Genomic DNA, 23,387 nt, shown 5'->3' on the forward strand with positions numbered 1-23,387 from the left:
CAAAGGCTGCCTTCACCCCGAAACGGTTCCGGGGTGAAGTCCCCCTAAACCCCTAGACCCGATAAAGGTGAGGTATGCCGGGTGGGCCCGGTGGGGCATACCTCACCACCCGTGGTGGCGGTGTGGGCGTGCTCACGCGCGCAGGCGCGCATGGTCAGCGCGTGCTCAAAAGCCTGAGACAATGGTGCTCATGCCTATGAAGACCCGCGATGACATCCGCAATGTCGCCATCGTTGCCCACGTTGACCACGGAAAGACCACTCTGGTCGACAAGATGCTCTGGCAGGCCGGCGCTTTCGGCGAGCACCAGCACGTCGACGAGCGGGCGATGGACTCCGGTGACCTGGAGCGCGAGAAGGGCATCACGATCCTCGCCAAGAACACCGCGATCCACTACGCCGGCAAGGCGGCCGCAGAGGCCGGTCTGCCCGACGGTGCCACCATCAACATCATCGACACCCCGGGTCACGCCGACTTCGGTGGCGAGGTCGAGCGCGGCCTCAGCATGGTCGACGGTGTCGTCCTCCTCGTGGACGCGTCCGAGGGGCCGCTCCCGCAGACCCGGTTCGTGCTGCGCAAGGCGCTCGCGGCCAAGATGCCCGTCGTCCTGTGCATCAACAAGGTCGACCGTCCCGACAGCCGCATCGCGGAGGTCGTGGACGAGGTCTACGAGCTGTTCATGGACCTCGACGCCGACGAGCACCAGATCGAGTTCCCCATCGTCTACGCCTCGGCCAAGAACGGCCGCGCGTCCATGAACCGCCCCGAGAACGGCGGCCTGCCGGACGCCGAGGACCTCGAGGCGCTGTTCGAGACGATCCTGTCGACGATCCCCGCCCCGGTCTACGACGACGAGGCGCCGCTGCAGGCCCACGTCACCAACCTCGACGCCTCCAACTTCCTGGGCCGCCTGGCTCTCCTGCGCGTCCACAACGGCACGATCCGCAAGGGTCAGTTCGTGGCCTGGTGCAAGGTCGACGGCACCGTCGAGCGGGTCAAGATCACCGAGCTGCTGATGACCGAGGCCCTCGAGCGCAAGCCTGCCGAGTCGGCCGGTCCCGGCGACATCATCGCCATCGCGGGCATCCCCGAGATCATGATCGGCGAGACCCTCGCCGATGCCGAGAACCCCATCCCGCTGCCCGTCATCACCGTCGACGAGCCCGCGATCTCCATGACCATCGGCACCAACACCAGCCCTATGGTCGGTCGCGTCCGTGGCTCCAAGGTCACCGCCCGCATGGTCAAGGACCGCCTCGACAAGGAGCTCGTCGGCAACGTCTCGTTGCGCGTGCTCCCCACCGAGCGCCCCGACGCCTGGGAGGTGCAGGGCCGTGGTGAGCTGGCCCTGGCGATCCTCGTCGAGCAGATGCGCCGCGAGGGCTACGAGCTGACCGTCGGGAAGCCGCAGGTGGTCACCCGCGAGGTCGACGGCAAGACCCACGAGCCGGTCGAGCGCCTCACCATCGACACCCCCGAGGAGTTCCTCGGCGCCATCACCCAGATCCTGGCGACTCGCAAGGGCCGCATGGAGCAGATGACCAACCACGGCACCGGCTGGGTCCGGATGGAGTTCCTGGTGCCGTCGCGCGGCCTCATCGGCTTCCGCACGCTCTTCCTCACCGAGACCCGCGGAACGGGCATCGCCCACCACGTGTTCGAGGACTACGAGCCGTGGTTCGGCACCATCACGACCCGCACCAGCGGCTCGCTCGTCTCCGACCGCACCGGCGTCGTGACGGCCTACGCCATGGTCAACCTGCAGGAGCGCGGCACCCTGTTCGTCGACCCGACCACCGAGGTCTACGAGGGCATGATCATCGGCGAGAACTCCCGCGCCGACGACATGGACGTCAACATCACCAAGGAGAAGAAGCTCACCAACGTGCGCGCCTCCTCCTCGGACAACTTCGAGAAGATCGTGCCCCCGCGCAAGCTGAGCCTGGAGCAGTCGCTCGAGTTCTGCCGCGAGGACGAGTGCGTCGAGGTCACACCCGAGGCGGTCCGCATCCGCAAGGTGGAGCTCGACCAGACCGTGCGCGCGCGCAGCGCGGCTCGGGCCCGCAACGCCTGAGCGCGTGCTGGGAGCGATGCAGGCACAGCGGATCCCGAGGACGGCCGCCCTCCGGGGCGGCATCCTCGGGGAATGCGTCCGCAGGGTTCAGGCCCTCGCCGTGGGGGTGGCCGTTGCCGCCCTCGGGGTGTCCGGCTGCACGGGAGTCGGGTCCGATGGCGGCGGCGGTGCCGCCGAGGCGGGCCGGTTGTCCGTCCTGAGCCTGGGACCGGTCGCGACCTGGGACCCGCAGCGCATGTCGACGGCGCAGGACATCGCCTTCGCGGGCAGGGTCTTCGTGCGCACCCTGACGGCGTTCCCGGCGCGTGCCGACGCAGCCCACCAGCGCACTGTCGAGGGTGACCTCGCCACCACGGCGGGCACGGTCGACCCCACGCTGAAGACCTGGTCCTTCACCCTCCGCAGCGGTGTGTCCTGGCAGGACGGGTCGCCGGTCACGTGCGAGGACCTGCGCTATGGCGCCTCCCGGTCCTTCGCGGAGCCGTTTGCCTCCGAGGGCCTGAACTACCCGCTGGCCTACCTCGACATCCCCCGCAAGGCGGACGGGTCCTCCAGCTACTCCGGTCCGGATGCCAAGGACCCCAAGGGCCAGGCGGCCTTCGACAAGGCGGTGTCCTGCGACGGCTCGACCGTCACCTACCGGTTGAGCACGCCGATGGCCGACTTCAACCAGGTCGTCGCACTGCCCGTCTTCGCCCCCTTCAAGCAGTCGCAGGACAAGGGCAAGGACGGCACGTATGCCGTGTTCTCCAACGGCCCCTACCAGCTCAAGACGCCCTGGGACCCGAGCTCCGGCGGCACCTTCGTGCGAAACCCCAAGTGGGACAAGGGATCTGACCCCATTCGCCAAGGACGGCCGACGTCCATCGACTACGTCGAGGGCACGGAGTCGCAGACCGCGGTGCAACGGGTGGTCAACGACGACGAGGCAAACCGACAGTCGCTGACCCTCGACTCGGCGCCCCCGGCGATGCAGCAGCACATCCTCTCCGACGCAGCCCTCTCGGCCCGGTCGGTCAACCCTTCGGCACAGTTCGTGGACTACCTGGCCCCCAACCAGGTCAAGGGCGTGATGCGCAACGCCAAGGTGCGCCAGGCCTTTGCCCTCGCGACGAACCGCGAGGGGTACGTCACGGCTCTGGGCGGCGCGAGCGCAGCCAGCGCGGCCCACACGCTCATCGGTCCCTCCCTGCCCGGACACAGCGACGCCGACCCGGTGGGGTCAGGTCCGTCCGGTGACGCGGCCCGGGCCCGGGCCGCGCTGCAGGAGTCGGGACTCACCCTGCCGGTGAAGGTCCGCGTCGCCTACCGGTCGACCCCCACGTCCGACAAGGCACTGGCCGCCCTCGTGAACGGGTGGGAGGAGGCGGGCTTTGCCATCCAGCTCCAGCCGATCGCCAAGGACTACTTCGCCGAGGTGTCGGCTCCCGGCCGCACTGACCAGACCGACGTGTTCTGGGCCAACTGGGCGCCAGCCTGGCCCTCCGCCTCGACGGTGATCCCGCCCCTGTTCGACAGCCGGATCAACGTGACCAAGAACGGCAACGGCCGCGACTTCGGCGGCTTCTCCGACCCGGCGGTCAACCAGGAGATCACTCGGATCGGGGCCCTGCACGACCTCAGCAGCCAGGCGACGGCGTGGGCAGCCCTGGACGCGTCGTTGGCCGAGCGCGGCGCCTTCATCGCCCTCGCGCAGCGCAAGGCGCTCTACGTCGCCGGCAGCTCGGTGACCGGCCTGGGCGCCAACGAGGCGCTGGGCGGGTTCGTCGACCTCGCCACGGTGGGTGTGAAATAGCGCCGTGACCGTCCCCGCCCAGCCGCTGCTCTTCGTCCACGCCCACCCCGACGACGAGACGCTGACGGCTGGCCTCACGATGGCCCACTACGTGCGGGCCGGTCACCCCGTGCACGTGCTCACGTGCACGCTGGGCGAGGAGGGTGAGGTCATCCCGCCCGGGCTCCTGCACCTGGACGCGGCGCACGAAGACGCGCTCGGGCCCCATCGCCTCGCCGAGCTGCGGGCCGCCATGGAGACGCTCGGGGTCACCCACGAGGTGCTGGGGGAGGACGCCGAGACGGGCGCACTGTCGCGTTACCGCGACTCCGGCATGGCCGGCACGCCCAGCGCCGCCAACCCCCTCGCGTTCGTCAACGCCGACCTCGGCGAGGCCGCCGACCTGGTCGCCGGCGTCGTGCGCCGGGTCGGGCCGGCCGTCGTCGTCACCTACGACGAGCAGGGCGGCTACGGCCACCCCGACCACATCCAGACCCATCGGGTCACCTGCGCGGCCCTCCGCGCCCTGCCCGAGGACGAACGACCGCCCTTGTATGCCGTGCTGACACCGGCCTCGTGGGCCCGTGAGGACCGCGAGTGGCTGGCCGAGCACCCGCCCGTCGGGACCGGCTGGTCGCTGCCCGACCCCGACGGGGAGTACCCGCCGTCGGTCGTGGCCGACGCCCTGGTGACCCACGAGGTGGTCGACCCCGCCTTGGTGCCCGTGCAGGCTGACGCCCTGCGGCACCACGTCACGCAGGTCACCGTGGCCGACACGGGAGACGTGTACGCCCTGTCGAACGACATCGCCGCCCGGATCCCCGGGCGAGAGGGTTTCGCGCTGCTCGACCCGGTCACCGGGCGGCTGGCGACAGCCGGGGCGCACGACGAGGCGGCAGGCGGCGCGGGGGCGACCACGCGGCATACCGGGCTTCTCGCTGGGCCGCTGGGTGGGCCGCGATGAGCCCGCTGGACGCTGCGGGGGACTCCGCGCTGCCGCTGGGCGTGGGCCCGGTCGACCCCGACCAGTTCCGGCTGGCCATGGGGCGGTTCGCCACGGGGGTCGCCGTCCTGACGACCTTCAGCGGGGGACACGACCACGCGATGACCGCCAACGCCCTCACCTCGGTGTCGATGGACCCGATGCTCCTGCTCGTGTGCGTCGAGGTGGATGCGCGGTTCCACGACGCGATCATCGACTCGGGGGTCTGGGGAGTCAGCGTGCTGGGGGCGGCGCAGCGGCCCGTGGCGGACTGGTTGTCCACGCAGGGGCGACCGCTGCACGGCCAGCTCGACCGGATCGCGCACGGTCGAGGTCCGGCCACCGGCGTCGCGCTGCTGAGTGACGCGCTCGCCACGATCGAGCTGCGCACCACGGCCGTGCACCCGGCGGGAGACCACAGCGTCGTCCTGGGCGAAGTAGTCTCGCTGTCGAGCAACGAGCACCCCGCAGATGCGCTGGTGTACTACCGCAGCCGCTACCAGGCGCTGAAGTGATGGGAGTCCACCCGTGAAGGACAGCGGTTCATCGGCGCTGCGTCTCGGGGTCGCCGTGGCGGTCCTGCTGGCCGCCTATCTGGGCATGGCCTGGTTCCTCGGCCGGCACATCCCGGCCAACTCGACGGTCGCGGGCGTGCCCGTGGGCGGCATGTCGCCCCACTCGGCCGAGAGCACGCTGCGGCGCGCCCTGGGGGCCAAGGAGTCGGCCAAGCTGACCCTCAAGGCCGGTGACAAGACGTTCGAGATCGACCCCAGGTCTGCCGGGCTGGCCATCGACTACGCCGGCACGGTCGACGGGCTCTCCGGCTTCAGCGCCCAGCCGGCGGACCTCTGGGACAAGCTCACGGGCGGCTCGGACGAGAAGCTGCGAACCACTGTGGACCGGCCTCGGCTCGAGGCGGCGGTGAAGGGGGCCGAAGCGACCCTGGACACCCCCGTCGTGCAGGCTGCCATCACGTTCCCGGGTGGGAAGGTCGCCGTCGTCAAGCCCGAGGCGGGCGCCACGCTCTCGGTCGCCGAGACCGCCGACGAGATCGTTGCGCGATGGCCGACCACGTCAGGGATCGCTCCCCGTCTGCACCAGGTTGCCCCCGCGGTGTCGGCCGAGGAGGTCGACCGGGCCGTGGCCGAGTTCGCCAACCCAGCCATGTCGGGCCCCGTGACGGTCAAGGTCGGCGCCAAGTCTTTCGCCGTCGCGCCCGCTGCCTACGCGCCCAGCATCTCGATGCAGGCCGACCCCACGGGCAAGCTCGCACCGGTGGTCGACAACGCGAAGCTCGTTGCGGCAGTGCGCAAGGCTGCCGCGGCCGCCGGTCTCGAGGCGAAGCCCAGAGACGCCAAGATCACCTTCAAGGGCACCAAGGTCGTCGTGGTCCCTGCCGCTGCTGGGGCGACCCTCGAGGAGAAGTCTGTGGTCGCGGCCTTCGTCCCGGCCATGACCGACCCGGCCCGGACCGCAACGGTCGTCACGACGGTCGTGCAGCCCAAGCTGACGACCGCGGAGGCCGAGAAGATCAAGCCACGTGAGGTGGTCTCGACCTTCACGACCAACTTCCCCTACAACCCGCCGCGCACCAACAACATCACGATCGCGGCGCGCACCCTGAACGGCACCTACGTCGGTCCCGGCGAGCAGTTCAGCCTCAACGCCACGCTGGGCCAGCGCACGGCGGCCAAGGGATACATGTCGGCCCCCGTCATCGAGGACGGCCGGCTGAAGAAGGACTACGGCGGCGGCGTCTCGCAGGTGTCCACGACGACGTTCAACGCTGCCTTCTTCTCCGGTGTGCGGATCGACCAGTACCTGCCGCACAGCTTCTACATCTCGCGCTACCCCGAGGGCCGCGAGGCGACGGTCTCCTGGCCGGACGTGGACCAGAAGTGGACCAACGACACCAACTACGGGATCCTCATCCAGGCCTCGGTGTCCTCGAGCTCCATCACCGTGACCTTCCACGGCACGAAGGTCTGGGACATCGAGTCCGTGAAGGGCCCGCGCCGCAACGTCGTGCAGCCCAAGACCATCGTCGACGACCGGCCGGGCTGCGTCACGCAGTCGGCGAGCACCGGCTTCGACGTGACGGTCACGCGGGTCTTCAAGAAGGGCGGCAAGACGGTGAAGACGTCGAGCTTCTCGACGCACTACATCCCCGAGGACAAGGTCACCTGCACGCACCCCAGCGCCAGCTGACGTCTCGGCTGAGGTCAGCTCACGAGGTGGGCATAGGGGTCGGGACGCTCGGACTCGCTGCGCAGCACGCAGAACTCGTTGCCCTCGGGGTCGGCCAGCGTGACCCAGCCCGTGCCCGGACCGTGGTGGTCGCGCAGGTCGTGGACCAGCGTGGCTCCGTCGGCGAGCAGCCGTTCGACTTCCTCGTTCATCGTCCGGTCGGTCGGCCAGAGGTCGAAGTGGATCCGGTTCTTGACGGTCTTGCCCTCGGGCACCTCGATGAACAGCACCCGTTGGCGCCCGTCGGGGGAGAAGATCATGCACTCCTCGTGACCGGGGAGGTTGGGGTCGCGCGGGTCCTCCGAGAACCCGAGTAGGCGGCCCCACCAGACGGACTGGTCGTGGGCGTTGCGGGAGTCGACGGTCGTGTGCGAGATGCGGGAGGTCATGCGACGACTCTGTCGGCCGGGGCCACCTGTGCGCCAGCGGGTTTCGGCTGCGGTCAGTGCTGCGTGAGGTAGACGTAGGACGAGTGCACGTCGAAGCCGAGCCGTCGGTAGAGCCGGATGGCGGTGTCGTTGTCGTGCTCCACTTGGAGGTGGATCAGGGCGACGTCCTCGTGGCGCAGGAAGGCGGCCAGGGCGGCGGTGAGGTGCGCGGCCAGGCCGCGTCCCCGGTATGCCGGGTCCGTCCAGACCGCACCCAGCCCCGCCCAACCGGCGCCGATCCCCAGTCGTGCCAACGCGATCGGCGTGGTGCCTGCCGCGCCGGGCGCACGGAGGCCCAGCTGCTGCGAGAGCCCGCCACCGGGTGCGATGCTGGCGAAGACGACCCGGGGGCTGTCGCGCAGCACCGCCTCGGTGGCTCCGGGCACCGTGGCCCGGGTGCGCCGGTAGGCCTCCAGCCACTCCGGCGTGAGCTCGTCGCTGAGGGTCAGGCTCGGACCCCCGGGGTCGGCGGCCGCGATGGTCTCGCGGGCTGCCGTCAGGTTGAGGGTGCGGCTCCCCGCGGCATAGCCCCGGGCGACGAGCAACGCGCCCAACGGGTCGCTTGCGGGGTCGAAGCCCTGCGGCCCCGCGAGGGCGAACTTCGCTGGGAGGCCGCGCGCGGCATACCAGGCCTCGACCTCGCTGACGGCGTCCTCGAGGGGCTTGCCGGGGCTGCCGACGGGCACCACGGAGTTGCCGCGCTGGGTGTAGCCGGCGGAGGCGCGGAGCACCCAGTCCCCCAGGGTGCCCCGTTCGACGGCACCCCAGGAGGGGGTCATCACGCGCTGGAGGTCCTCGATCGACAGAGCGAGGTGCGCTGCGCCGCGGCGCGAGGGTTTCGGAGGGACCTCCTTGGCCGCGGTGATCCGGTCCACCGCGATGGTGACCGGGCCGCGTGAGGTCTCGACCGACACGGTGTCGGCATCGCGTCCGACGAGGGTGCCGACGCTGTCGGTGAGGGTCGCTCCGGTGGCCGCGTCGGGGTTCTCCAGTCGCCACCTGACCACGACTCGGGACCCGAGGGGGAGGTTGCTGACGTCGGTCGACATGGGCCGCATAGTATGTGCGCCATGACGTACGTGATCGCCCAGCCTTGTGTGGACCTCAAGGACAAGGCCTGCATCGAGGAATGTCCGGTCGACTGCATCTACGAAGGGGAGCGGTCGCTCTACATCCACCCCGACGAGTGCGTCGACTGCGGTGCCTGCGAGCCGGTCTGCCCGGTCGAGGCGATCTACTACGAGGACGACACCCCCGAGCAGTGGGCCGACTACTACAAGGCCAACGTCGAGTTCTTCGACGACCTCGGCAGCCCCGGCGGTGCGGCCAAGCTCGGCCTGATCCCCAAGGACCACCCGCTGATCGCCGACCTGCCGCCGCAGTCCCACGACGAGTGATCGACGGGTGATCGGCGGCGAGGGCCTGCGCGCCCTGCCTGACTTTCCCTGGGACTCGCTCGCTCCGTACAAGGAGCGGGCGAGTCTCGCTGTTGGAGGACCGGCCGGTGGCTTGGTGGACCTGTCCGTCGGCACGCCCGTGGACCCGACACCCGCCGTCGTCCAGGAGGCGCTGCGTGCCGCCTCCGACGCGCCGGGCTACCCGCAGACCTACGGCACGCCCGCGCTGCGCGAGGCGGTGGCGGCGTGGTTCGCCCGACGTCGCGGCGTGCCTGGCGTCGACCCGGACGGGGTCCTGCCGACCATCGGCTCCAAGGAGCTGGTGGCCTGGTTGCCGACCCTGCTGGGCCTGGGTGCCGGTGACATCGTGGGCTTCCCGGGCGTGGCCTACCCGACCTACGACGTCGGTGCTCGGCTGGCCGGGGCGCGACCCCAGGTGGTCGACGGACTCGCCGCGCTGGGACCCCTGACTCCTGCCACGACGCCGAAGCTGTTGTGGCTCAACAGTCCCAGCAACCCGACCGGTCGCGTCCTGGGTGTGTCGCACTTGGCCAAGGTCGTCGCCTGGGCTCGCCAGCACGGTGTGGTCGTGGCCAGTGACGAGTGCTACGCCGAGCTCGACTGGCGGCCCGACTCCGAGCGCGACCCCGACGTCCCCACGACGCCGAGCATCCTCGACCCGCGGGTCTGCGGTGACAGCCACGAGGGACTGCTGGCTGTCTACTCGCTGAGCAAGCAGTCCAACCTCGCGGGCTACCGCGCTGCCTTCGTGGCCGGCGACGTGACGCTGGTTCGCCGACTGCTCGAGGTGCGCAAGCACGCCGGAATGATCGTGCCGTGGCCGGTGCAGCAGGCCCTCACGGTCGCCCTCGGCGACGACGCCCACGTTGCCGAGCAGAAGGCCCGGTATGCCGCGCGGCGCACCACCCTCCGTGCCGCCGTCGAGGCCTTCGGCCTGCGGGTGGACCACTCCGACGCCGGCCTCTACCTGTGGGCGACTCGGGGCGAGGACGCCTGGGTGACCATCGGCGCGCTGGCCGCCCGCGGCATACTCGCGGCTCCTGGCAGCTTCTATGGCGCCGCTGGCCGCGAGCACGTGCGCATCGCCCTCACCGCCACCGACGAACGCATCGCCGCGGCCGCCGAGCGTCTCGCCAGGTAGCCGGGCCGATTCCCGACAGCCCCGTGAGTTGGGGTAGCGTCGCAGTGCGCGAGAAGCGCCCGGCACGCACACCAGATCGGGGCGCCCGCACGACGTGGAGGATGGATTTCGGATGACAGACGCAACCGCTGGCGCCACCCTGACGGCCGGGGGCAAGACCCTCGAGCTCCCGCTGGTCAAGGCAGCCGAGGGCAACGACGGCTACGACGTCTCCAAGCTGATGAAGGTGACGGGCAACGTCACCCTGGACTCCGGGTTCGTCAACACCGCGTCGTGCAGCAGCGCGATCACCTACATCGACGGTGACGAGGGCATCCTGCGCTACCGCGGCTACCCGATCGAGCAGCTTGCCGAGAAGTCGAGCTTCCTCGAGGTGTCGTACCTCCTCATCTACGGCGAGCTGCCGAGCCAGACCCAGCTCGACGACTTCGACCAGAAGATCCGGCGCCACACGCTGCTGCACGAGGACCTCAAGGCGTTCTTCGGCGGCTTCCCGCGCGACGCCCACCCGATGCCGGTGCTGTCGTCCGCCGTGTCCGCGCTGTCGACGTTCTACCAGGACAGCCTCGACCCGTTCGACAAGGAGCAGGTCGAGATCTCGACGGTCCGCCTGCTGGCCAAGCTGCCGACCATCGCGGCCTACGCCTACAAGAAGTCGGTCGGCCAGCCGTTCCTCTACCCCGACAACTCGCTGTCGCTGCCGGAGAACTTCCTGCGCATGACGTTCGGCTTCCCGGCCGAGCCGTACGACATGGACGAGGACATGGTCAAGGCCCTCGACCTGCTCCTGATCCTGCACGCCGACCACGAGCAGAACTGCTCCACCTCGACCGTGCGACTCGTGGGTTCCTCGAACGCCAACCTGTTCGCCTCGGTCTCGGCCGGCATCAACGCGCTGTTCGGCCCGCTGCACGGTGGGGCCAACCAGGCGGTCCTGGAGATGCTCAACACGATCCACCAGGACGGTGGCGACGTCGACACCTTCGTCAAGAAGGTCAAGAACAAGGAGGACGGGGTCAAGCTGATGGGCTTCGGCCACCGGGTCTACAAGAACTACGACCCGCGCGCCGCCATCATCAAGAAGACCGCCGACAAGATCCTCACCAAGGACGGCGTCTCCGACCCCCTGCTCGACATCGCGCTCCAGCTCGAGCAGCGGGCCCTGGAGGACGACTACTTCGTGGAGCGCAAGCTCTACCCGAACGTCGACTTCTACACCGGCCTGATCTACAAGTCGATGGGCTTCCCCGAGCGCATGTTCACCGTGCTGTTCGCCCTCGGCCGCCTCCCGGGCTGGATCGCCCAGTGGCGCGAGATGATCGAGGACCCGCAGACCAAGATCGGCCGCCCGCGCCAGATCTACACCGGCGCGACCGAGCGCGACTACGTCGCCATGGGCGGCCGCTGACCCCTCGAGGGCTTGCTCAGTGAGCGCCAACCCACTCTCCGGCCCGTCCTGAGAGTGGGTTGGCGCTCACTCACGTGACGAGGCTGCGCAGGAGCGCGACCAGGACCCGCAGCCGGCTGGCGTCGAACAGGTCGAGACTCGTGATGCGGATGACCCGCAGCCCGCTCTCCTCCAGCAGGCGCACCCTGGCGATGTCGTTCTGCCACTGCCGTCGATCAGTCCGGTGCTGGTCGCCCTCGTACTCGACGACCACGCCGGCCGCACGCCAGAGGAAGTCGACCCGCGCGAGGAAGTGACCGTCCGGACCGCTCACGGTCGCGTTCAGCTCGGGCTCGGGCAGACCCGCCTCGACGAACGCCAGCCGTGCCCGCGTCTCCATCGGCGACCCCCTCCCGGACCTCAGCAGCGCCGCCGCTGCCCTGAGCTTTCGTGCTCCGCGTCGGGTCCTGCCGCCGCGACCCATCGTGACGAGCTGATCCAACAGGTCGGGGTCGCGGGTGGCGAACGCGTCCCCTGCGATGACGAGATCCTCGACCGACAGGGTCGGCAGGCTGGCGAGGTCGGCCCACGTCCACGCTGCGGTCGTCGTCGGGTGGCCGCGCAGCAAGTGTGCCTCGCGGTTCTCGAGGCCGCGGTGGCCGACCAGGCCGGGTCTCCTGACCTGGGCGGACTCGGTGGGGCGCACAACGTGCAGCGGCTCATGGCGTGTCCACGACGTCGGGAGGGGGAGCCGGAAGAGCCGAGCGGCCGTGAGGTGGGACCAGGCCCAGGGCGCGGGCAGTGCGAGGGCCAGGTCGGCGGCCAGGTCGTCGAGCGTGGTGGCGTCCCGGTGGCACCGGACCCCCTTGGTCGGGCGGTGGAGGTCCGGTGACCGGAGGCGGTGCTCCGGGACGTCGGCTTCGACTGCCTGGGCCACCGTGAACGACCGGCCCGTCAGCGTAGGTGGCAGTGGACGGCGCGGGAGCGGCATCGTCCGAGCATGGTGGCGGCGGGCGCGCGTGGCCGACGTTCTCCACAGGGCCTGGGTGAGTGAGCGCCAACCCACTCTCTGGCCCGTCCAGAGAGTGGGTTGGCGCTCACTCAGGTGACGGGCTCCCTCGCATGGCAGGGCAGGGGGAGGGGTGCGTCAGGCGTCAGGCGGCGAAGGTGATGGTGACGGTGCTGGCCTTGCCGCCGGCCTTGGCGTCGTGCCACTCCCAGCCGGAGGAGTCGCGCGTCCGCGTCCACTCCCGCGACCCGACGCGCACGGACGTGGCGCCGTGCAGCGAGGCCGTCGCCACGGCATACGCCCCGGCACTCCAGGCGGCGCGCTCGGAGCCGGCTGTCACGGTGAGGGTCCGGCCGCTGACCGCGGAGGTCACACCGAGCTCGGTCTTGAGTGCCGCCTTGAGGGCTGCCGGGTCGCCGGTGGTCGCGTCGTTGAGCCGGCAGCCGAGACCTTCGGGGGAGTGGCCGCTCAGCGTGGAGGCGAGCAGCCGCCCCTCCTGCTCGTGGTCGGCATAGGCCTCGGGGTAGGCGCTCTTCTGCACCTTCTGCGCGATCTCGGTGATCCGCATGCCCTCGTAGCCGTCGATCTTCACGAGCGCGTCGTAGAACTTGTTGGTCGCGTAGACGGGGTCGAGGATCTGGTCGACGGTGCCCCAGCCCTGGCTCGGCCGCTGCTGGAACAGCCCCACGGAGTCGCGGTCGCCGTACTTGAGGTTGCGCAGCTTGGACTCCTGGATCGCTGTCGCGATCGCGATCGTGGCGGCTCTCGCGGGGAGACCGCGCTTCTCCGCGACCGCCTCGATCGTGGCTGCGTATGCCGTCTGGCTGGGGTCGAAGTCGACGCTGGTCCCCGAGGCGGTCGCCTGGCAGCGGGGCCCACCGAAGTTGCTGATCACACCCCGAGCGCCGACGATGCCGGCCCCGACGACTCCGCCCGCCAGGACCAGCACGACCAGTCGGGTGGCGAGCCGGCGCTTGCGCGACGGTGGCCGCTGCTCCGAGAGCACGACCCCGCCGCGCCTAGTCGTTGGCATGCAGGGCCGAGTTCAGGACGATGCCGTGACCGTCGCGGGCGCGGGCCTCGACGGTGCCGGTCACGGAGTTGCGGATGAACAGCAGGTTGGACTGGCCCGACAGCTCGCGGGCCTTGACCACCCGGTCGTCGGTCAACGTCACCTTGGTGCCGGCGGTGAGGTAGAGACCGGCCTCGATGACGCAGTCGTCGCCGAGGGCGATGCCCAGGCCCGACTCGGCGCCGAGCAGGCAGCGCTCGCCGATGCTGACCCGCTCGGTGCCGCCGCCGGACAGGGTGCCCATCGTCGAGGCGCCACCACCGATGTCGGAGCCGTCGCCGACGACGACGCCCTGGCTGATCCGACCCTCGACCATGGAGTGGCCGAGCGTGCCGGCGTTGAAGTTGACGAAGCCCTCGTGCATGACGGTCGTGCCCGAGGCGAGGTGCGCGCCGAGGCGTACGCGGTCGGCGTCCCCGATCCGGACGCCGGCGGGCACGACGTAGTCGGTCATCCGCGGGAACTTGTCGACGCCCAGCACCTGCACCGGACCACGGGCGCGCATGCCGGCACGAGTCAGCTCGAAACCGTCCACCGAGCACGGTCCCTGGGTCGTCCAGACGACGTTGACCAGGACGCCGAACAAGCCGTCGAGGTTGATCGTGTTGGGCTGCACCAGGGTGTGGGAGAGCAGGTGCAGGCGCAGGTATGCGTCGGCCGGGTCGGCCGGGGCGGCGTCGAGGTCGATCTCGGTCGCGACGACCTCGCGGCGAACGTGCCGCACGTCGTCCTTGCCGACGAGCGCCTCGAGCTCGGCCGGGGCGTGGCTCCCAGCGGGTCGGGCACCGAGGGTGGGCTGCGGGTACCACGCGTCGAGGACCGCACCGTCGTCGTGGATGGTCGCCAGGCCGAAACCCCATGCGGTGCGTTCGCTGCTCATGGGACCAGCCTACGAGACGGGGTGGTGTCGCCCAGACCCATGGGTCTTCGGAAGATGCGCCGTGCCAGGGACCTGGCGGATCTTCCGAAGAAGTGGCGGTGGATAGGGTTCTGGCATGGCGAACTCACCTGTCGACACCGTGCCGCTCGACCTGTCGGCGGACATCGTCACCCTCACGGCGGCTCTGTGCGACATCGAGTCGGTCTCCCTGGACGAGGCTGCGATCTGTGACGCCATCGAGTCGGCCCTCGCCCCGCTGGCCCACCTCACGGTGACCCGGATCGGGAACACCCTGGTGGCCCGGACCGACCTCGGTCGCGACGAGCGGGTCGTCCTCGCCGGCCACATCGACACGGTGCCGTTGACCCAGGACCCCGCCAACCTGCCGACCCACCGGCAGGGTGACGACCTCTGGGGCCGCGGAACGGTCGACATGAAGGGTGGCGTCGCCGTCCAGCTCAAGGCGGCCCTCGTGGCCGAGCCGAGCCGCGACCTGACGTTCGTGTTCTACGAGGGCGAGGAGATCGACAGCGAGTTCAACGGCTTGCTTCACATCGACCGGCAACGTCCGGACCTCATCGCGGACGCCGACTTCGCGGTGCTCCTCGAGCCGACCGGCTCGATCGTCGAGGGCGGGTGCAAGGGAACGCTGCGCGCCGAGGTCGTCACCAAGGGCATCGCCGCCCACTCCGCCCGACCCTGGAACGGCCACAACGCCATCCACGACGCGGGCGAGGTCCTGACCCGCCTCGCGACCTACCAGCCCGAGACCGTGGTGGTCGACGGCCTGGAGTACCGCGAAGCCATGAACGCCGTGGGCATCACGGGTGGCATCGCCGGCAACGTCATCCCCGACCGGTGCGTCGTCACGGTCAACTACCGCTACGCCCCCGACAAGTCTCCCGAGGACGCGCTCGCCGTCGTGCACCAGCTGTTCAGCGGCTACGTCGTCGAGGTGAAGGACAACGCCCCCGGCGCCCGGCCCGGCCTGCACCTGCCGGCAGCCAAGGCCTTCGTCGAGGCCCTGGGTGTCGATGTCGTGGCCAAGCAGGGCTGGACCGATGTCGCGCGGTTCTCCGCCATGGGTGTGCCGGCCGTGAACTTCGGCCCGGGCGACCCGAACCTGGCCCACCACGACGAGGAGCGCTGCCCCGTCAGCCAGCTCGAGTCCGCGGAGGCCGCCCTGCTGCGCTGGCTCGCGTGAGCGCCTGAGGCCCGGCCGCGAGACGCCTCCGCACACCCCGCGGTCATCCCTCGAGCGACTCCCCGAAGCCCAGCGGCGCGCGCGTGACGAGGTAGGTCGCCCAGTTCATCTTGATCACGGTGCCATCGGAGGCGCGGGTGACCCGCAGCTGTTCGCCGCGCTCGCGACCCGACACGGTGCGGAAGGTGCTCTCGTCGAGCCGCTCGAAGACCGATGGCGCGCGGTCGGCCGGAGCCGAGTCGGCGCGTGCCTCGAGCCGCCCTTCGCGCACCGAGAAGGTGTACCCCGAACCCTCTGAGAACCACCGGCCCAGCAGGGGTGCGAGGTCTTCCGGGACGGACGTGCCCGCATGCCAGGGCTCCTCCTCCGCAGGGTCGTTCTCGAGGACGTGGTCGCCCAGGGCGATCGCGAAGGCCGCTGGGTCGGGCGACGAGGAGCTGTTCATCAGGACGATGCCTCCGGTGCCGCTCTCGCGGTGGGTGAAGACGCCGGACACCTGACCCGGCATCCCGCCCGTGTGCCCGACCCAGGTGCGTCGGGTGGTCGAGCGCATCAGGAAGAAGCCCAGACCCATCGCGCCACCCCACCCCTCGGGGTCGACGAGCAGCTGCGGCTGGCACATCTCCTCGAGCGTGTCGGGGGACAGGATGGCCGCATCCGGGGCGGCCACGAAGCCGGACCACCGGGCGAGGTCGGTGACCGTGCTGGCCAGTGCCCCGCACGGCCCCATCGCCCGGAGGTCGAGCACCGGCTCCACCCGGGGCACGTCGTGGAAGGGCTGCACGTGGTAGCCCGTCGCCCGTGGCCCGCCGTCGAAGCCGACGCTCGTGCGGGTCATCTCCAGCGGCTCGAGGATGCGGGCGCGCAGTGACTCCTCCCACGAGCGGCCCTCGAGCTGCTCCACGAGCTGGCCCAGCACGGCATACACGATGTTGGAGTAGTGCCAGTGGTCGTGGGGCCGGCCGACGCGCTCGATCGCGTTGAAGTCGCTCATCAGCGTGGCGGCGTCGGGCTGCTCCAAGGTCTCCCAGATGTCACCGAGCGGCTCGCGCGCCAGGCCGGTCGCATGGGAGAGGGCCTGTCGCACCGTGGCCCGCTGCGTCACGCCGGGCAGGTGCTGGTCGAGGGTGTCCTCGAGGTCGAGGCGCCCCTCGTCGCGCAGGGCCATCACCAGGACGGCGGTGAAGCTCTTGGTGTTCGAGGCGATCAGGAACTGGTCGTCGGGGCCGGGGACCCGCGGCGAGGCGACGTCGACGGTGCCGATGCCGTCGGTCCAGACCGGCTCTCCGCGACGGACCACGGCGGCGGCGAGGCCCGGCACGCGACCTGTCCGCTGGCGGTCCAGCGCCAGGTTTCGCAGCTGGCGACGGGTGGCGTCCTGCACAGTGGTGTCCACCCGTCGACCCTAGCGAGGGTCCGGTCGCCGCTCGCCGACCAGCCGTCCTCGCGTAGGTTGGCCCCCGTGAGCGAGCAGCCCGACGACCAGACGCCTGACGACCAGACGCCCGATGACCGGACGCAGACCGCAGGCGCCACCGAGCGCGACCACGAGTACCCCGGGTTCGACTACCACACGGGCCCGGTCACGTTGCGGGGTTCGCGCGTCCCGGCGTCGACCACCGACCAGCGACTGCTCGACAGCGGTGGCTCGAGTGAGTGGGTCCACACGGACCCGTGGCGAGTGATGAGGATCCAGAGCGAGTTCGTCGAGGGCTTCGGTGCCCTCGCGGAGCTCGGCCCCGCCGTGAGCGTCTTCGGGTCGGCCCGCACCAAGCCCGGCACCCCCTTCTACGAGATGGGCGCCCACGTGGGTCGTCGCCTCGTCGAGGAGGGGTATGCCGTGATCACCGGCGGCGGCCCCGGCGCCATGGAAGCGGCCAACAAGGGTGCCCGCGACGCCGGCGGTGCCTCGGTGGGCCTGGGCATCGAGCTGCCGTTCGAGCAGGGTCTCAACGAGTACGTCAACCTCGGCGTGAACTTCCGGTACTTCTTCGCCCGCAAGACCATGTTCGTCAAGTACGCGCAGGGGTTCATCGTGCTGCCGGGTGGGTTCGGGACGCTGGACGAGCTGTTCGAGGCAGTCACCCTGGTCCAGACCCAGAAGGTCACGTCGTTCCCGATCGTGCTGATGGGCACCGAGTACTGGGGTGGCCTGTTCGACTGGCTGCGCAGCACCGTCCTGGACGCCGGCACCGTGAGTGCCAGGGACGTCGACCTGTTGCACCTGACCGACGACGTGGACGAAGCCGTCCGCATCGTCACCGACGCGGAGGAGCCGGTCGCGCCCAAGCGCCCGGAGTAGCCCGCCACCTCGCCGAGTCCCCTTTGCCCGGCCCGAGCCGCGCCGGACCCAGGTAGCGGTGGTGGACGGAGGGTGGACGGGACGGTTGCCGCCGCCGATGATGGAGGCGTGACCATCTCGCCCCTGCCGCGACATGGCGACGTCATCGTCGGTCGAGACGTCGCCGGGCGCACCCTGCGCATCTCAGGTCACCCCGAGTCCGGCCGCGTGGTGCTGTCGATCTGGCAGGACACGGTGTGTCGCGCCACGCTCCGACTGACGCCCGAAGACGTCCCGCAGTTCGTCGAGATGCTCACGCGCACGGCGATCGCGCGGTCCGACGGAGCCCCCGACGAGGTCCGTGACCTCAGCACGGCGGGCTGACTAGGTCGTCGTCAGGAGTTCGTGCGACGATCGCCCCGTGATCTGGGTCTTCTTCATCGCCGTCGGCGTGCTGGTCATCGGCGCGATCGCCGCTCTCGTCCTGGGACGGGTGGGCTACGACCCCCTGGCCGAGGCGACGACGACCCAGGCGGATCCGATCCTCTCCGAGGAGTTCGGCTCCGGAGAGATCTCGGCTGTTCGTTTCGACACTGCGCTGCGCGGCTATCGCATGGACCAGGTGGACGCTGTGCTCGACCGGCTGCAGACCAGGATCGCGGAGCTCGAGGCCGGCAGCGATCCCCGCCGCTGACCCATGGCCGACCTCCACCTCACCCGGCACTGTGCCGCGCCGCCCACCACGGTGTGGGACGTCGTGAGCGACTTCGCGGCATACGGGGACTGGATGCCGCTCACCCGCATGCGGGTGGACGCGGGCGGTCCGCGGCCGGGCTGGGGTTTCGCGGGGTTCAGCGGGATCGGCAGAGTCGGGTTCTCGGACTCGATGCTGGTGACCGTGTGGGAGCCTCCGGACGCCGGGGGAGTCGGCCGCTTCCGGGTCGTCAAGACGGGATGGTTGCTGGGCGGCTGGGCTGAGATCTGCGTTGAACCGGCGGGCGAGGGCACCCGTCTGGACTGGCGTGAGGACGTCGTCGTGCGGCCGCTGCCGTTCAAGCGCGTCTTCACGCCCCTGTTGCGCAGGGCCAGCGACTGGCTCTACGGGCGGGCCGTGGACGCCATGGTCGCCCGGGCCGAAGAGCGTCACCGGTGAGCGGTCTGGTCGTGGGCGAGGACGGACTCGCCCGGTGTGCGTGGGCCGGCTGGACGCCCGACTACCTCGCCTACCACGACACCGAGTGGGGAGTGCCGGTCCACGGGGAGCAGGCGCTCTACGAACGGCTCACCCTGGAGGCCTTCCAGTCCGGGCTCGCCTGGATCACCATCCTGCGCAAGCGCGAGGGGTTCCGGTCGGCCTTCGCCGGCTTCGACCCCGAGGTCGTGGCGGCTTTCGGCGAGGACGACCGCGCCCGCCTGATGGCCGACGCGGGGATCGTGCGCAACCGCCTGAAGGTCAACGCCGCCATCCACAACGCCGGCGCGGTGCTGGCCCTGCGCGACCTCGGCGGGCTGGATCAGCTCATCTGGTCGCACGCCCCGGCCCACCACACCCCGCCGGCCACCACCGAGCAGCTGCGGGCCACCTCGCCCGAGTCGGTGGCCCTCGCCAAGGCGTTGAAGAAGGCCGGGTTCGTCTTCGTCGGCCCCACCACGATGTATGCCGCGATGCAGGCCTGTGGGCTGGTGGACGACCACCTCGTCGGCTGCCACCGGGCGGGCGGACACCAGTGATGCGCACCCTCACGGCGAGGGTGGTGCTGACCTACCTGGCGCTGCGTGCCGTCTCGGCCGTGCTGCTCGTGCTCGCGAGCCACGACCAGGTCGTCATGCCGGACTGGACCGGCCCGACCGTCGAACCCATCGACATGACGGTGCTGTGGGACGGCAGCTGGTACCGCTACATCGCCGAGCACGGCTATCCGCACGTGCTGCCCGTCGACGCGTCGACCGGCCGCGTCACCCAGAACGCCTGGGGCTTCTTCCCCTTGTTCCCCCTGCTGTCCCGGTTGCTCATGTCCGCCACCGGGCTCGGTTTCCCTGTCGTGGCGTCGTCCCTGTCCCTGGTGTGCGGTCTGGGGGCGGCCGTCATCATGGCCCGGCTCCTCGCCGAGCGGGTCGGCGACCGGGTGGCGCTCGCGACGGTCGTCGTCTGGGGTGCCCTCCCGGCGGCGGTCGCCCTGCAGCTCGCCTACACGGAGTCCCTCGCGATGGTCCTCCTGTGCGCCCTGTTGTGGGCGTTGATGCGGCGGAACTGGCTCGCCGTGGGAACCCTTGCACTGCTGTTCGGCGTGACCAGACCGATTGCCGTGCCCGTGGCCGCCGTGGTTGCGGCGATGCTCTGGCTGCGGTGGCGCCGTCGGGCCGCCGACCCGATCGACCGCGCCGAGTACGCCGCGGGAACCTTCGCGCTGGTCGCCTCCGGCGTCGGCGCCGTGGCCTGGCCCCTCATCACGTGGCGGGTCACAGGGTCGCGCAGCGCGTACACCGACACGATGGCCGCCTGGCGGGCCGGGGGTGAGATCGCGCCGCTCAAGCCCTGGCTGGGCATGTCGCAGTGGGTGTTTCGCGACTTCGACGGCGGCGCTGTCTACGGACCGGTCGCCCTCGCGGCGCTCGCCACCACCATCGTCGTGCTCACCTGCGGTCCCTGGGCGACCCGGCTGGGCCCGGAGCTGCGCGCCTGGTCGCTGGCCTACCCGGCATACCTCGCCGTCGTGCTCGACCCCTTCACGAGCATCTTCCGCTACGTCCTTCCCCTCTTCCCGCTCGTGGCGGTGGTCCTCGGTGGGGGCTGGGTGGAGCGCTCGGCGAGGTGGTTGTGGACTCGCACCGCAGTCCTCGTCGCGCTCGGCATCGTCGGGCAGGCCCTGTGGATCTGGAAGCTGCTCGTGTTCGTGCCGCCCTCGGACTACCCGCCGTGACCGTGACCGGCCTGCGGGCCGTCGTGACGTCGCAGGGCCGCAGCGCCGTGGGGCGGTGGGCGCTGCGCCGTCCAGTGGTGTTCCTGCTGCTCGTGTATGCCGTGACGAGGGCGCTCGCGTTCCTCGCCATGTGGGTGGCGGCGACGTGGTTCCAGACGCCGGCGGGGGTCGGTCACCTCGACCCGACCGTGGGCGACATCCTCAGCGGCTGGGACAGCATCTGGTACCGGCGCGTCGCCACGCAGGGCTACCCCGTCCCCTTGCCTGCGGACCCTGACAGCGGGCTGCTCACCTACAGCGCCTGGGCGTTCTACCCGGCCTTCCCCATGATGGTGCGGGGGCTGATGGCCATCGGCCTGCCGTTCGAGGTGGCGGGTGTCGGACTCAACCTCGTGCTCGGTGCCGGCTGCACCCTGTTGGTGTGGCGGTGCTTCAACTACGCCATGCACGCGTCCCCCCAGCCGGCTCGCGAACGACTCGCGCTGGTCACCGGCGTCTTGTGGTGCCTCTATCCCGCGACCGGCATCCTCGTGATGCCCTACACCGAGGCGCTGGCGGGTGTGCTGATCGCCGGGTCGCTCCTGCTGCTCATGCAACGTCGCTACGCCTGGGTGGCCGTGCTGACGCTCGCACTCGGGTTCACCCGCGCCGCGGCTCCCGCCATCGCGTGTGCGGCGATCGCCCACCTGGTGCTGCGGTGGCGTGAGGACAGGGTGGCGGGAGTGGTGCCACTACGGGGCCACCGCATCTCGGCGGTCCTGATGCTGGTGGCGACCGGCATCTCCTCCCTCGCCTGGCCGGTCGTCGTGGGCTTCATCAGCGGGCTGCCGATGGCGTTCTTCGACGTGCAGGCGGCCTGGGGGCAAAAGCCCGAGTCCGGTCCCTTCGTGCTCTGGCTCTCCTGGGCGTGGGAGGGACACGGGATCGTCGGCGTGACGATCCTGGTCGCCCTCGTGGCGACCTACATCGCCCTCATCGTGGGTCGGCACGGTCGCTGGCTGGCGGTCGAGCTGCGGGTGTGGGCGCTGGCCTACCCGCTCTACCTGCTCGCCGTGGTGAGACCGATCACGAGCATGTGGCGCTTCCTGCTGCTGGACTTCCCGATCGCCGCGGTCGTCGCCTCAGTGGCGATGCGCACGTCGACCGGCGCCAAGATCGTGACGCACTGGCGCCGCCGGGTGGGCGTCGTCGGCGTGGTCCTGCTCGTCGGGCTCTTCTGGTTCACCTGCACGCTGCTGACCTACACGCCCTGGGCGTCCACCCCACCCTGACCCGAGCAACCCTTGCTAGCAAAGGTTGCTCGCTGAGGGACAGGTCGCAACGCGTCCGTCAACGAGGAACCTGTGCTCGGTCGGGCGAAGGCTCACTCGCCGGTGAAGACTGGCTTCTCCTTGGCCAGGAACGCCGCGACCGCAGCGTGGTGGTCCGCTGTCCCGCCGGTGAGCGTCATGTACTCGCCCTCCTGGGCGAGGGACTCGGTGAGTCCGTGCCCTGCGCTGAACGCGACGGCCCGCCGGATGGACCCGTAGGCCAGGGTCGGTCCGGCGGCCAGGGTTGTCGCCAGCTCGCGCACCGTCGCCTCGAGCTCCTCGGCCGGGACGACCTTGGTGACCAAGCCCAGGGCCAGGCACTCGTCGGCCGGCACCGTGCGGGGCAGCAGCAGGAGCTCCTTGGCCTTGGCCGGGCCCACGATCCGCTGAAGCGTCCAGGAGGTTCCCGAGTCGCAGGACAGTGCGATGCCGGCGAAGGCGAGGTTGAAGCCGGCGGTGTCCACGAGCACCCTGAAGTCCGCTGCGAGCGCGAACCCGGCACCTGCTCCGGCGGCCACCCCGTTGACCGCCGCGATGACCGGCTTGTCCATGGTGGCGAGGAGCTCGACGATGGGGTTGTAGTGCTTGGCGACGGTGTCCCACAGCGCCGGGTCGTCGCGCTGCAGGAAGGTGACGTGCTCGCGCAGGTCCTGCCCCACACAGAACGCGGGACCGCTGCCGGTCAGCACCACGCACCGCACCGTCGGGTCCTGCGCGACGTCGGTCAGCGCTGTGACGAGCGCTTCCTTGGTGGCGATGTCGAGCGAGTTCATCGCCTCGGGGCGGTTGAGCCGCACCGTGGCCACCGCGCCTTCCCGCTCCACGACGACGGGGGACTGTTGGGGGACGGTCGGGTCGGCGGCGGCGTTGCCGCTGGTGGCGGGCGTTGTGCCCACGGTGTCGGAGGTGTCGGTCATGGGCGCCATCCTGCCGGACCGTCGTCCGACCCGGATTTCGCCTGTGAGCGGGTTCACGGGATAATGGAGCAAATCTGGCGCGCGCGGGGATGATCACAAGCACTGGCGTGGATCCGCGTGGCCAGCAGCAGACCACGCCAAACGGAAGGGACACTCATGGCGGCAATGAAGCCGAGGACCGGCGACGGCCCGCTCGAGGTGACCAAGGAAGGTCGGGGCATCGTGCTGCGCATGCCGCTCGAGGGTGGCGGCCGGCTCGTCGTCGAGATGACCCCCGACGAGGTTCGCGCGCTCGGCGACGCGATCACCAACTGCGAGGGCCTCAAGTAGCCTTCACCGCAC

Annotated in this window: 24 protein-coding genes; 17 read left to right on the forward strand and 7 right to left on the reverse strand. The window is 70.5% G+C overall.

The annotated features are described in order from the left end of the window. Window positions 1–190: 190 nt before the first annotated feature. Genes typA through AC1DWR_RS07610 form a run of 5 tightly spaced genes read left to right on the forward strand, consistent with a single transcriptional unit; the run spans window position 191 to window position 7,038 of the window. Complete coding sequence (gene typA, locus AC1DWR_RS07590) at window positions 191–2,074, forward strand: translational GTPase TypA (RefSeq protein WP_477613451.1); 1,884 nt, start codon at window positions 191–193, stop codon at window positions 2,072–2,074. 16 nt (window positions 2,075–2,090) lie between these two features. Beyond that, entirely contained in the window at window positions 2,091–3,869 is a 1,779-nt protein-coding gene (locus AC1DWR_RS07595) for an ABC transporter substrate-binding protein (protein ID WP_477624123.1), read from the forward strand. Between the two features lie 4 nt (window positions 3,870–3,873). Continuing rightward, on the forward strand, window positions 3,874–4,812 hold the full coding sequence (mshB, locus tag AC1DWR_RS07600) for an N-acetyl-1-D-myo-inositol-2-amino-2-deoxy-alpha-D-glucopyranoside deacetylase (protein WP_477624124.1): 939 nt from the start codon (window positions 3,874–3,876) through the stop codon (window positions 4,810–4,812). Beyond that, on the forward strand, window positions 4,809–5,345 hold the full coding sequence (locus AC1DWR_RS07605; protein ID WP_477613448.1) for a flavin reductase family protein: 537 nt from the start codon (window positions 4,809–4,811) through the stop codon (window positions 5,343–5,345). Before mshB ends, AC1DWR_RS07605 begins: the two co-directional genes overlap by 4 nt. 13 nt (window positions 5,346–5,358) lie before the next feature. Next, entirely contained in the window at window positions 5,359–7,038 is a 1,680-nt protein-coding gene (locus AC1DWR_RS07610) for a VanW family protein (RefSeq protein ID WP_477624125.1), read from the forward strand. A 14-nt stretch (window positions 7,039–7,052) separates the two neighbouring features. On the opposite strand, the gene AC1DWR_RS07615 is transcribed toward AC1DWR_RS07610, so the two are convergent. Both AC1DWR_RS07615 and AC1DWR_RS07620 read right to left on the reverse strand, forming a co-directional pair. After that, window positions 7,053–7,466 (reverse strand): VOC family protein, encoded by a 414-nt coding sequence (locus tag AC1DWR_RS07615; protein ID WP_477624126.1) that lies wholly within the window; start codon window positions 7,464–7,466, stop codon window positions 7,053–7,055. A 53-nt stretch (window positions 7,467–7,519) separates the two neighbouring features. After that, window positions 7,520–8,554 carry a GNAT family N-acetyltransferase gene (locus AC1DWR_RS07620; protein WP_477624127.1) on the reverse strand — a complete coding sequence of 345 codons (1,035 nt, stop codon included), beginning with the start codon at window positions 8,552–8,554 and terminating at the stop codon, window positions 7,520–7,522. A 21-nt stretch (window positions 8,555–8,575) separates the two neighbouring features. Between AC1DWR_RS07620 and fdxA the strand changes: the two genes are divergently transcribed. From fdxA to AC1DWR_RS07635, 3 genes are all read left to right on the forward strand, one after another. Then, window positions 8,576–8,902 (forward strand): ferredoxin, encoded by a 327-nt coding sequence (gene fdxA, locus AC1DWR_RS07625; protein ID WP_066673553.1) that lies wholly within the window; start codon window positions 8,576–8,578, stop codon window positions 8,900–8,902. 7 nt (window positions 8,903–8,909) lie between these two features. Continuing rightward, window positions 8,910–10,064: a succinyldiaminopimelate transaminase gene (gene dapC / locus AC1DWR_RS07630; RefSeq protein WP_477624128.1), complete on the forward strand. Its 1,155-nt coding sequence runs from the start codon at window positions 8,910–8,912 to the stop codon at window positions 10,062–10,064. A gap of 112 nt (window positions 10,065–10,176) precedes the next feature. Continuing rightward, on the forward strand, window positions 10,177–11,472 hold the full coding sequence (locus AC1DWR_RS07635; RefSeq protein ID WP_477624129.1) for a citrate synthase: 1,296 nt from the start codon (window positions 10,177–10,179) through the stop codon (window positions 11,470–11,472). 70 nt (window positions 11,473–11,542) lie between these two features. Here AC1DWR_RS07635 and AC1DWR_RS07640 read toward each other — a convergent pair whose 3' ends face one another. The 3 genes from AC1DWR_RS07640 to dapD all read right to left on the reverse strand — a co-directional run bounded on the left by AC1DWR_RS07640 (window position 11,543) and on the right by dapD (window position 14,412). After that, the gene (locus AC1DWR_RS07640; protein WP_477624130.1) at window positions 11,543–12,442 is read right to left on the reverse strand and encodes a DUF559 domain-containing protein; all 900 of its coding nucleotides are present in this window, start codon (window positions 12,440–12,442) and stop codon (window positions 11,543–11,545) included. Between the two features lie 163 nt (window positions 12,443–12,605). Further along, window positions 12,606–13,493 (reverse strand): hypothetical protein, encoded by an 888-nt coding sequence (locus AC1DWR_RS07645; protein WP_477624131.1) that lies wholly within the window; start codon window positions 13,491–13,493, stop codon window positions 12,606–12,608. Further along, the gene (gene dapD / locus AC1DWR_RS07650; RefSeq protein ID WP_477624132.1) at window positions 13,480–14,412 is read right to left on the reverse strand and encodes a 2,3,4,5-tetrahydropyridine-2,6-dicarboxylate N-succinyltransferase; all 933 of its coding nucleotides are present in this window, start codon (window positions 14,410–14,412) and stop codon (window positions 13,480–13,482) included. Before dapD ends, AC1DWR_RS07645 begins: the two co-directional genes overlap by 14 nt. A gap of 115 nt (window positions 14,413–14,527) precedes the next feature. Between dapD and dapE the strand changes: the two genes are divergently transcribed. Next, window positions 14,528–15,616: a succinyl-diaminopimelate desuccinylase gene (dapE, locus tag AC1DWR_RS07655; protein ID WP_477624133.1), complete on the forward strand. Its 1,089-nt coding sequence runs from the start codon at window positions 14,528–14,530 to the stop codon at window positions 15,614–15,616. 43 nt (window positions 15,617–15,659) lie between these two features. Here the strand turns inward: dapE and AC1DWR_RS07660 are convergent, their stop codons facing one another. After that, on the reverse strand, window positions 15,660–17,012 hold the full coding sequence (locus AC1DWR_RS07660; protein ID WP_477624134.1) for a serine hydrolase domain-containing protein: 1,353 nt from the start codon (window positions 17,010–17,012) through the stop codon (window positions 15,660–15,662). Window positions 17,013–17,069: 57 nt separating this feature from the next. On the opposite strand from AC1DWR_RS07660, the gene AC1DWR_RS07665 reads away from it, so the two are divergent. From AC1DWR_RS07665 to AC1DWR_RS07695, 7 genes are all read left to right on the forward strand, one after another. Continuing rightward, window positions 17,070–17,918 carry an LOG family protein gene (locus AC1DWR_RS07665; protein ID WP_477624135.1) on the forward strand — a complete coding sequence of 283 codons (849 nt, stop codon included), beginning with the start codon at window positions 17,070–17,072 and terminating at the stop codon, window positions 17,916–17,918. Between the two features lie 108 nt (window positions 17,919–18,026). Beyond that, window positions 18,027–18,281 carry a hypothetical protein gene (locus AC1DWR_RS07670; RefSeq protein WP_477615622.1) on the forward strand — a complete coding sequence of 85 codons (255 nt, stop codon included), beginning with the start codon at window positions 18,027–18,029 and terminating at the stop codon, window positions 18,279–18,281. Between the two features lie 37 nt (window positions 18,282–18,318). Beyond that, complete coding sequence (locus tag AC1DWR_RS07675) at window positions 18,319–18,591, forward strand: DivIVA domain-containing protein (RefSeq protein WP_477624136.1); 273 nt, start codon at window positions 18,319–18,321, stop codon at window positions 18,589–18,591. Between the two features lie 3 nt (window positions 18,592–18,594). After that, window positions 18,595–19,050: an SRPBCC family protein gene (locus AC1DWR_RS07680; protein ID WP_477624137.1), complete on the forward strand. Its 456-nt coding sequence runs from the start codon at window positions 18,595–18,597 to the stop codon at window positions 19,048–19,050. Continuing rightward, window positions 19,047–19,628 (forward strand): DNA-3-methyladenine glycosylase I, encoded by a 582-nt coding sequence (locus tag AC1DWR_RS07685; protein ID WP_477624138.1) that lies wholly within the window; start codon window positions 19,047–19,049, stop codon window positions 19,626–19,628. The genes AC1DWR_RS07680 and AC1DWR_RS07685 overlap by 4 nt, the downstream gene beginning before the upstream one ends. After that, a complete protein-coding gene (locus AC1DWR_RS07690; RefSeq protein ID WP_477624139.1) occupies window positions 19,628–20,818 on the forward strand; it encodes a hypothetical protein in 1,191 nt (396 codons plus the stop codon). Before AC1DWR_RS07685 ends, AC1DWR_RS07690 begins: the two co-directional genes overlap by 1 nt. Next, window positions 20,815–22,089, forward strand: a complete 1,275-nt coding sequence (locus AC1DWR_RS07695; protein WP_477624140.1) for a hypothetical protein — start codon at window positions 20,815–20,817, stop codon at window positions 22,087–22,089. The genes AC1DWR_RS07690 and AC1DWR_RS07695 overlap by 4 nt, the downstream gene beginning before the upstream one ends. A 92-nt stretch (window positions 22,090–22,181) precedes the next feature. Here the strand turns inward: AC1DWR_RS07695 and AC1DWR_RS07700 are convergent, their stop codons facing one another. Further along, window positions 22,182–23,045, reverse strand: a complete 864-nt coding sequence (locus AC1DWR_RS07700) for an enoyl-CoA hydratase/isomerase family protein (RefSeq protein WP_477624141.1) — start codon at window positions 23,043–23,045, stop codon at window positions 22,182–22,184. Between the two features lie 156 nt (window positions 23,046–23,201). Between AC1DWR_RS07700 and AC1DWR_RS07705 the strand changes: the two genes are divergently transcribed. After that, window positions 23,202–23,375, forward strand: coding sequence for a DUF3117 domain-containing protein (locus tag AC1DWR_RS07705; RefSeq protein WP_082592686.1), 174 nt, complete (start codon window positions 23,202–23,204; stop codon window positions 23,373–23,375). The last annotated feature ends 12 nt before the right edge of the window (window positions 23,376–23,387 follow it).

The sequence above is a fragment of the Pedococcus sp. P2_E2 genome, assembly GCF_056403955.1.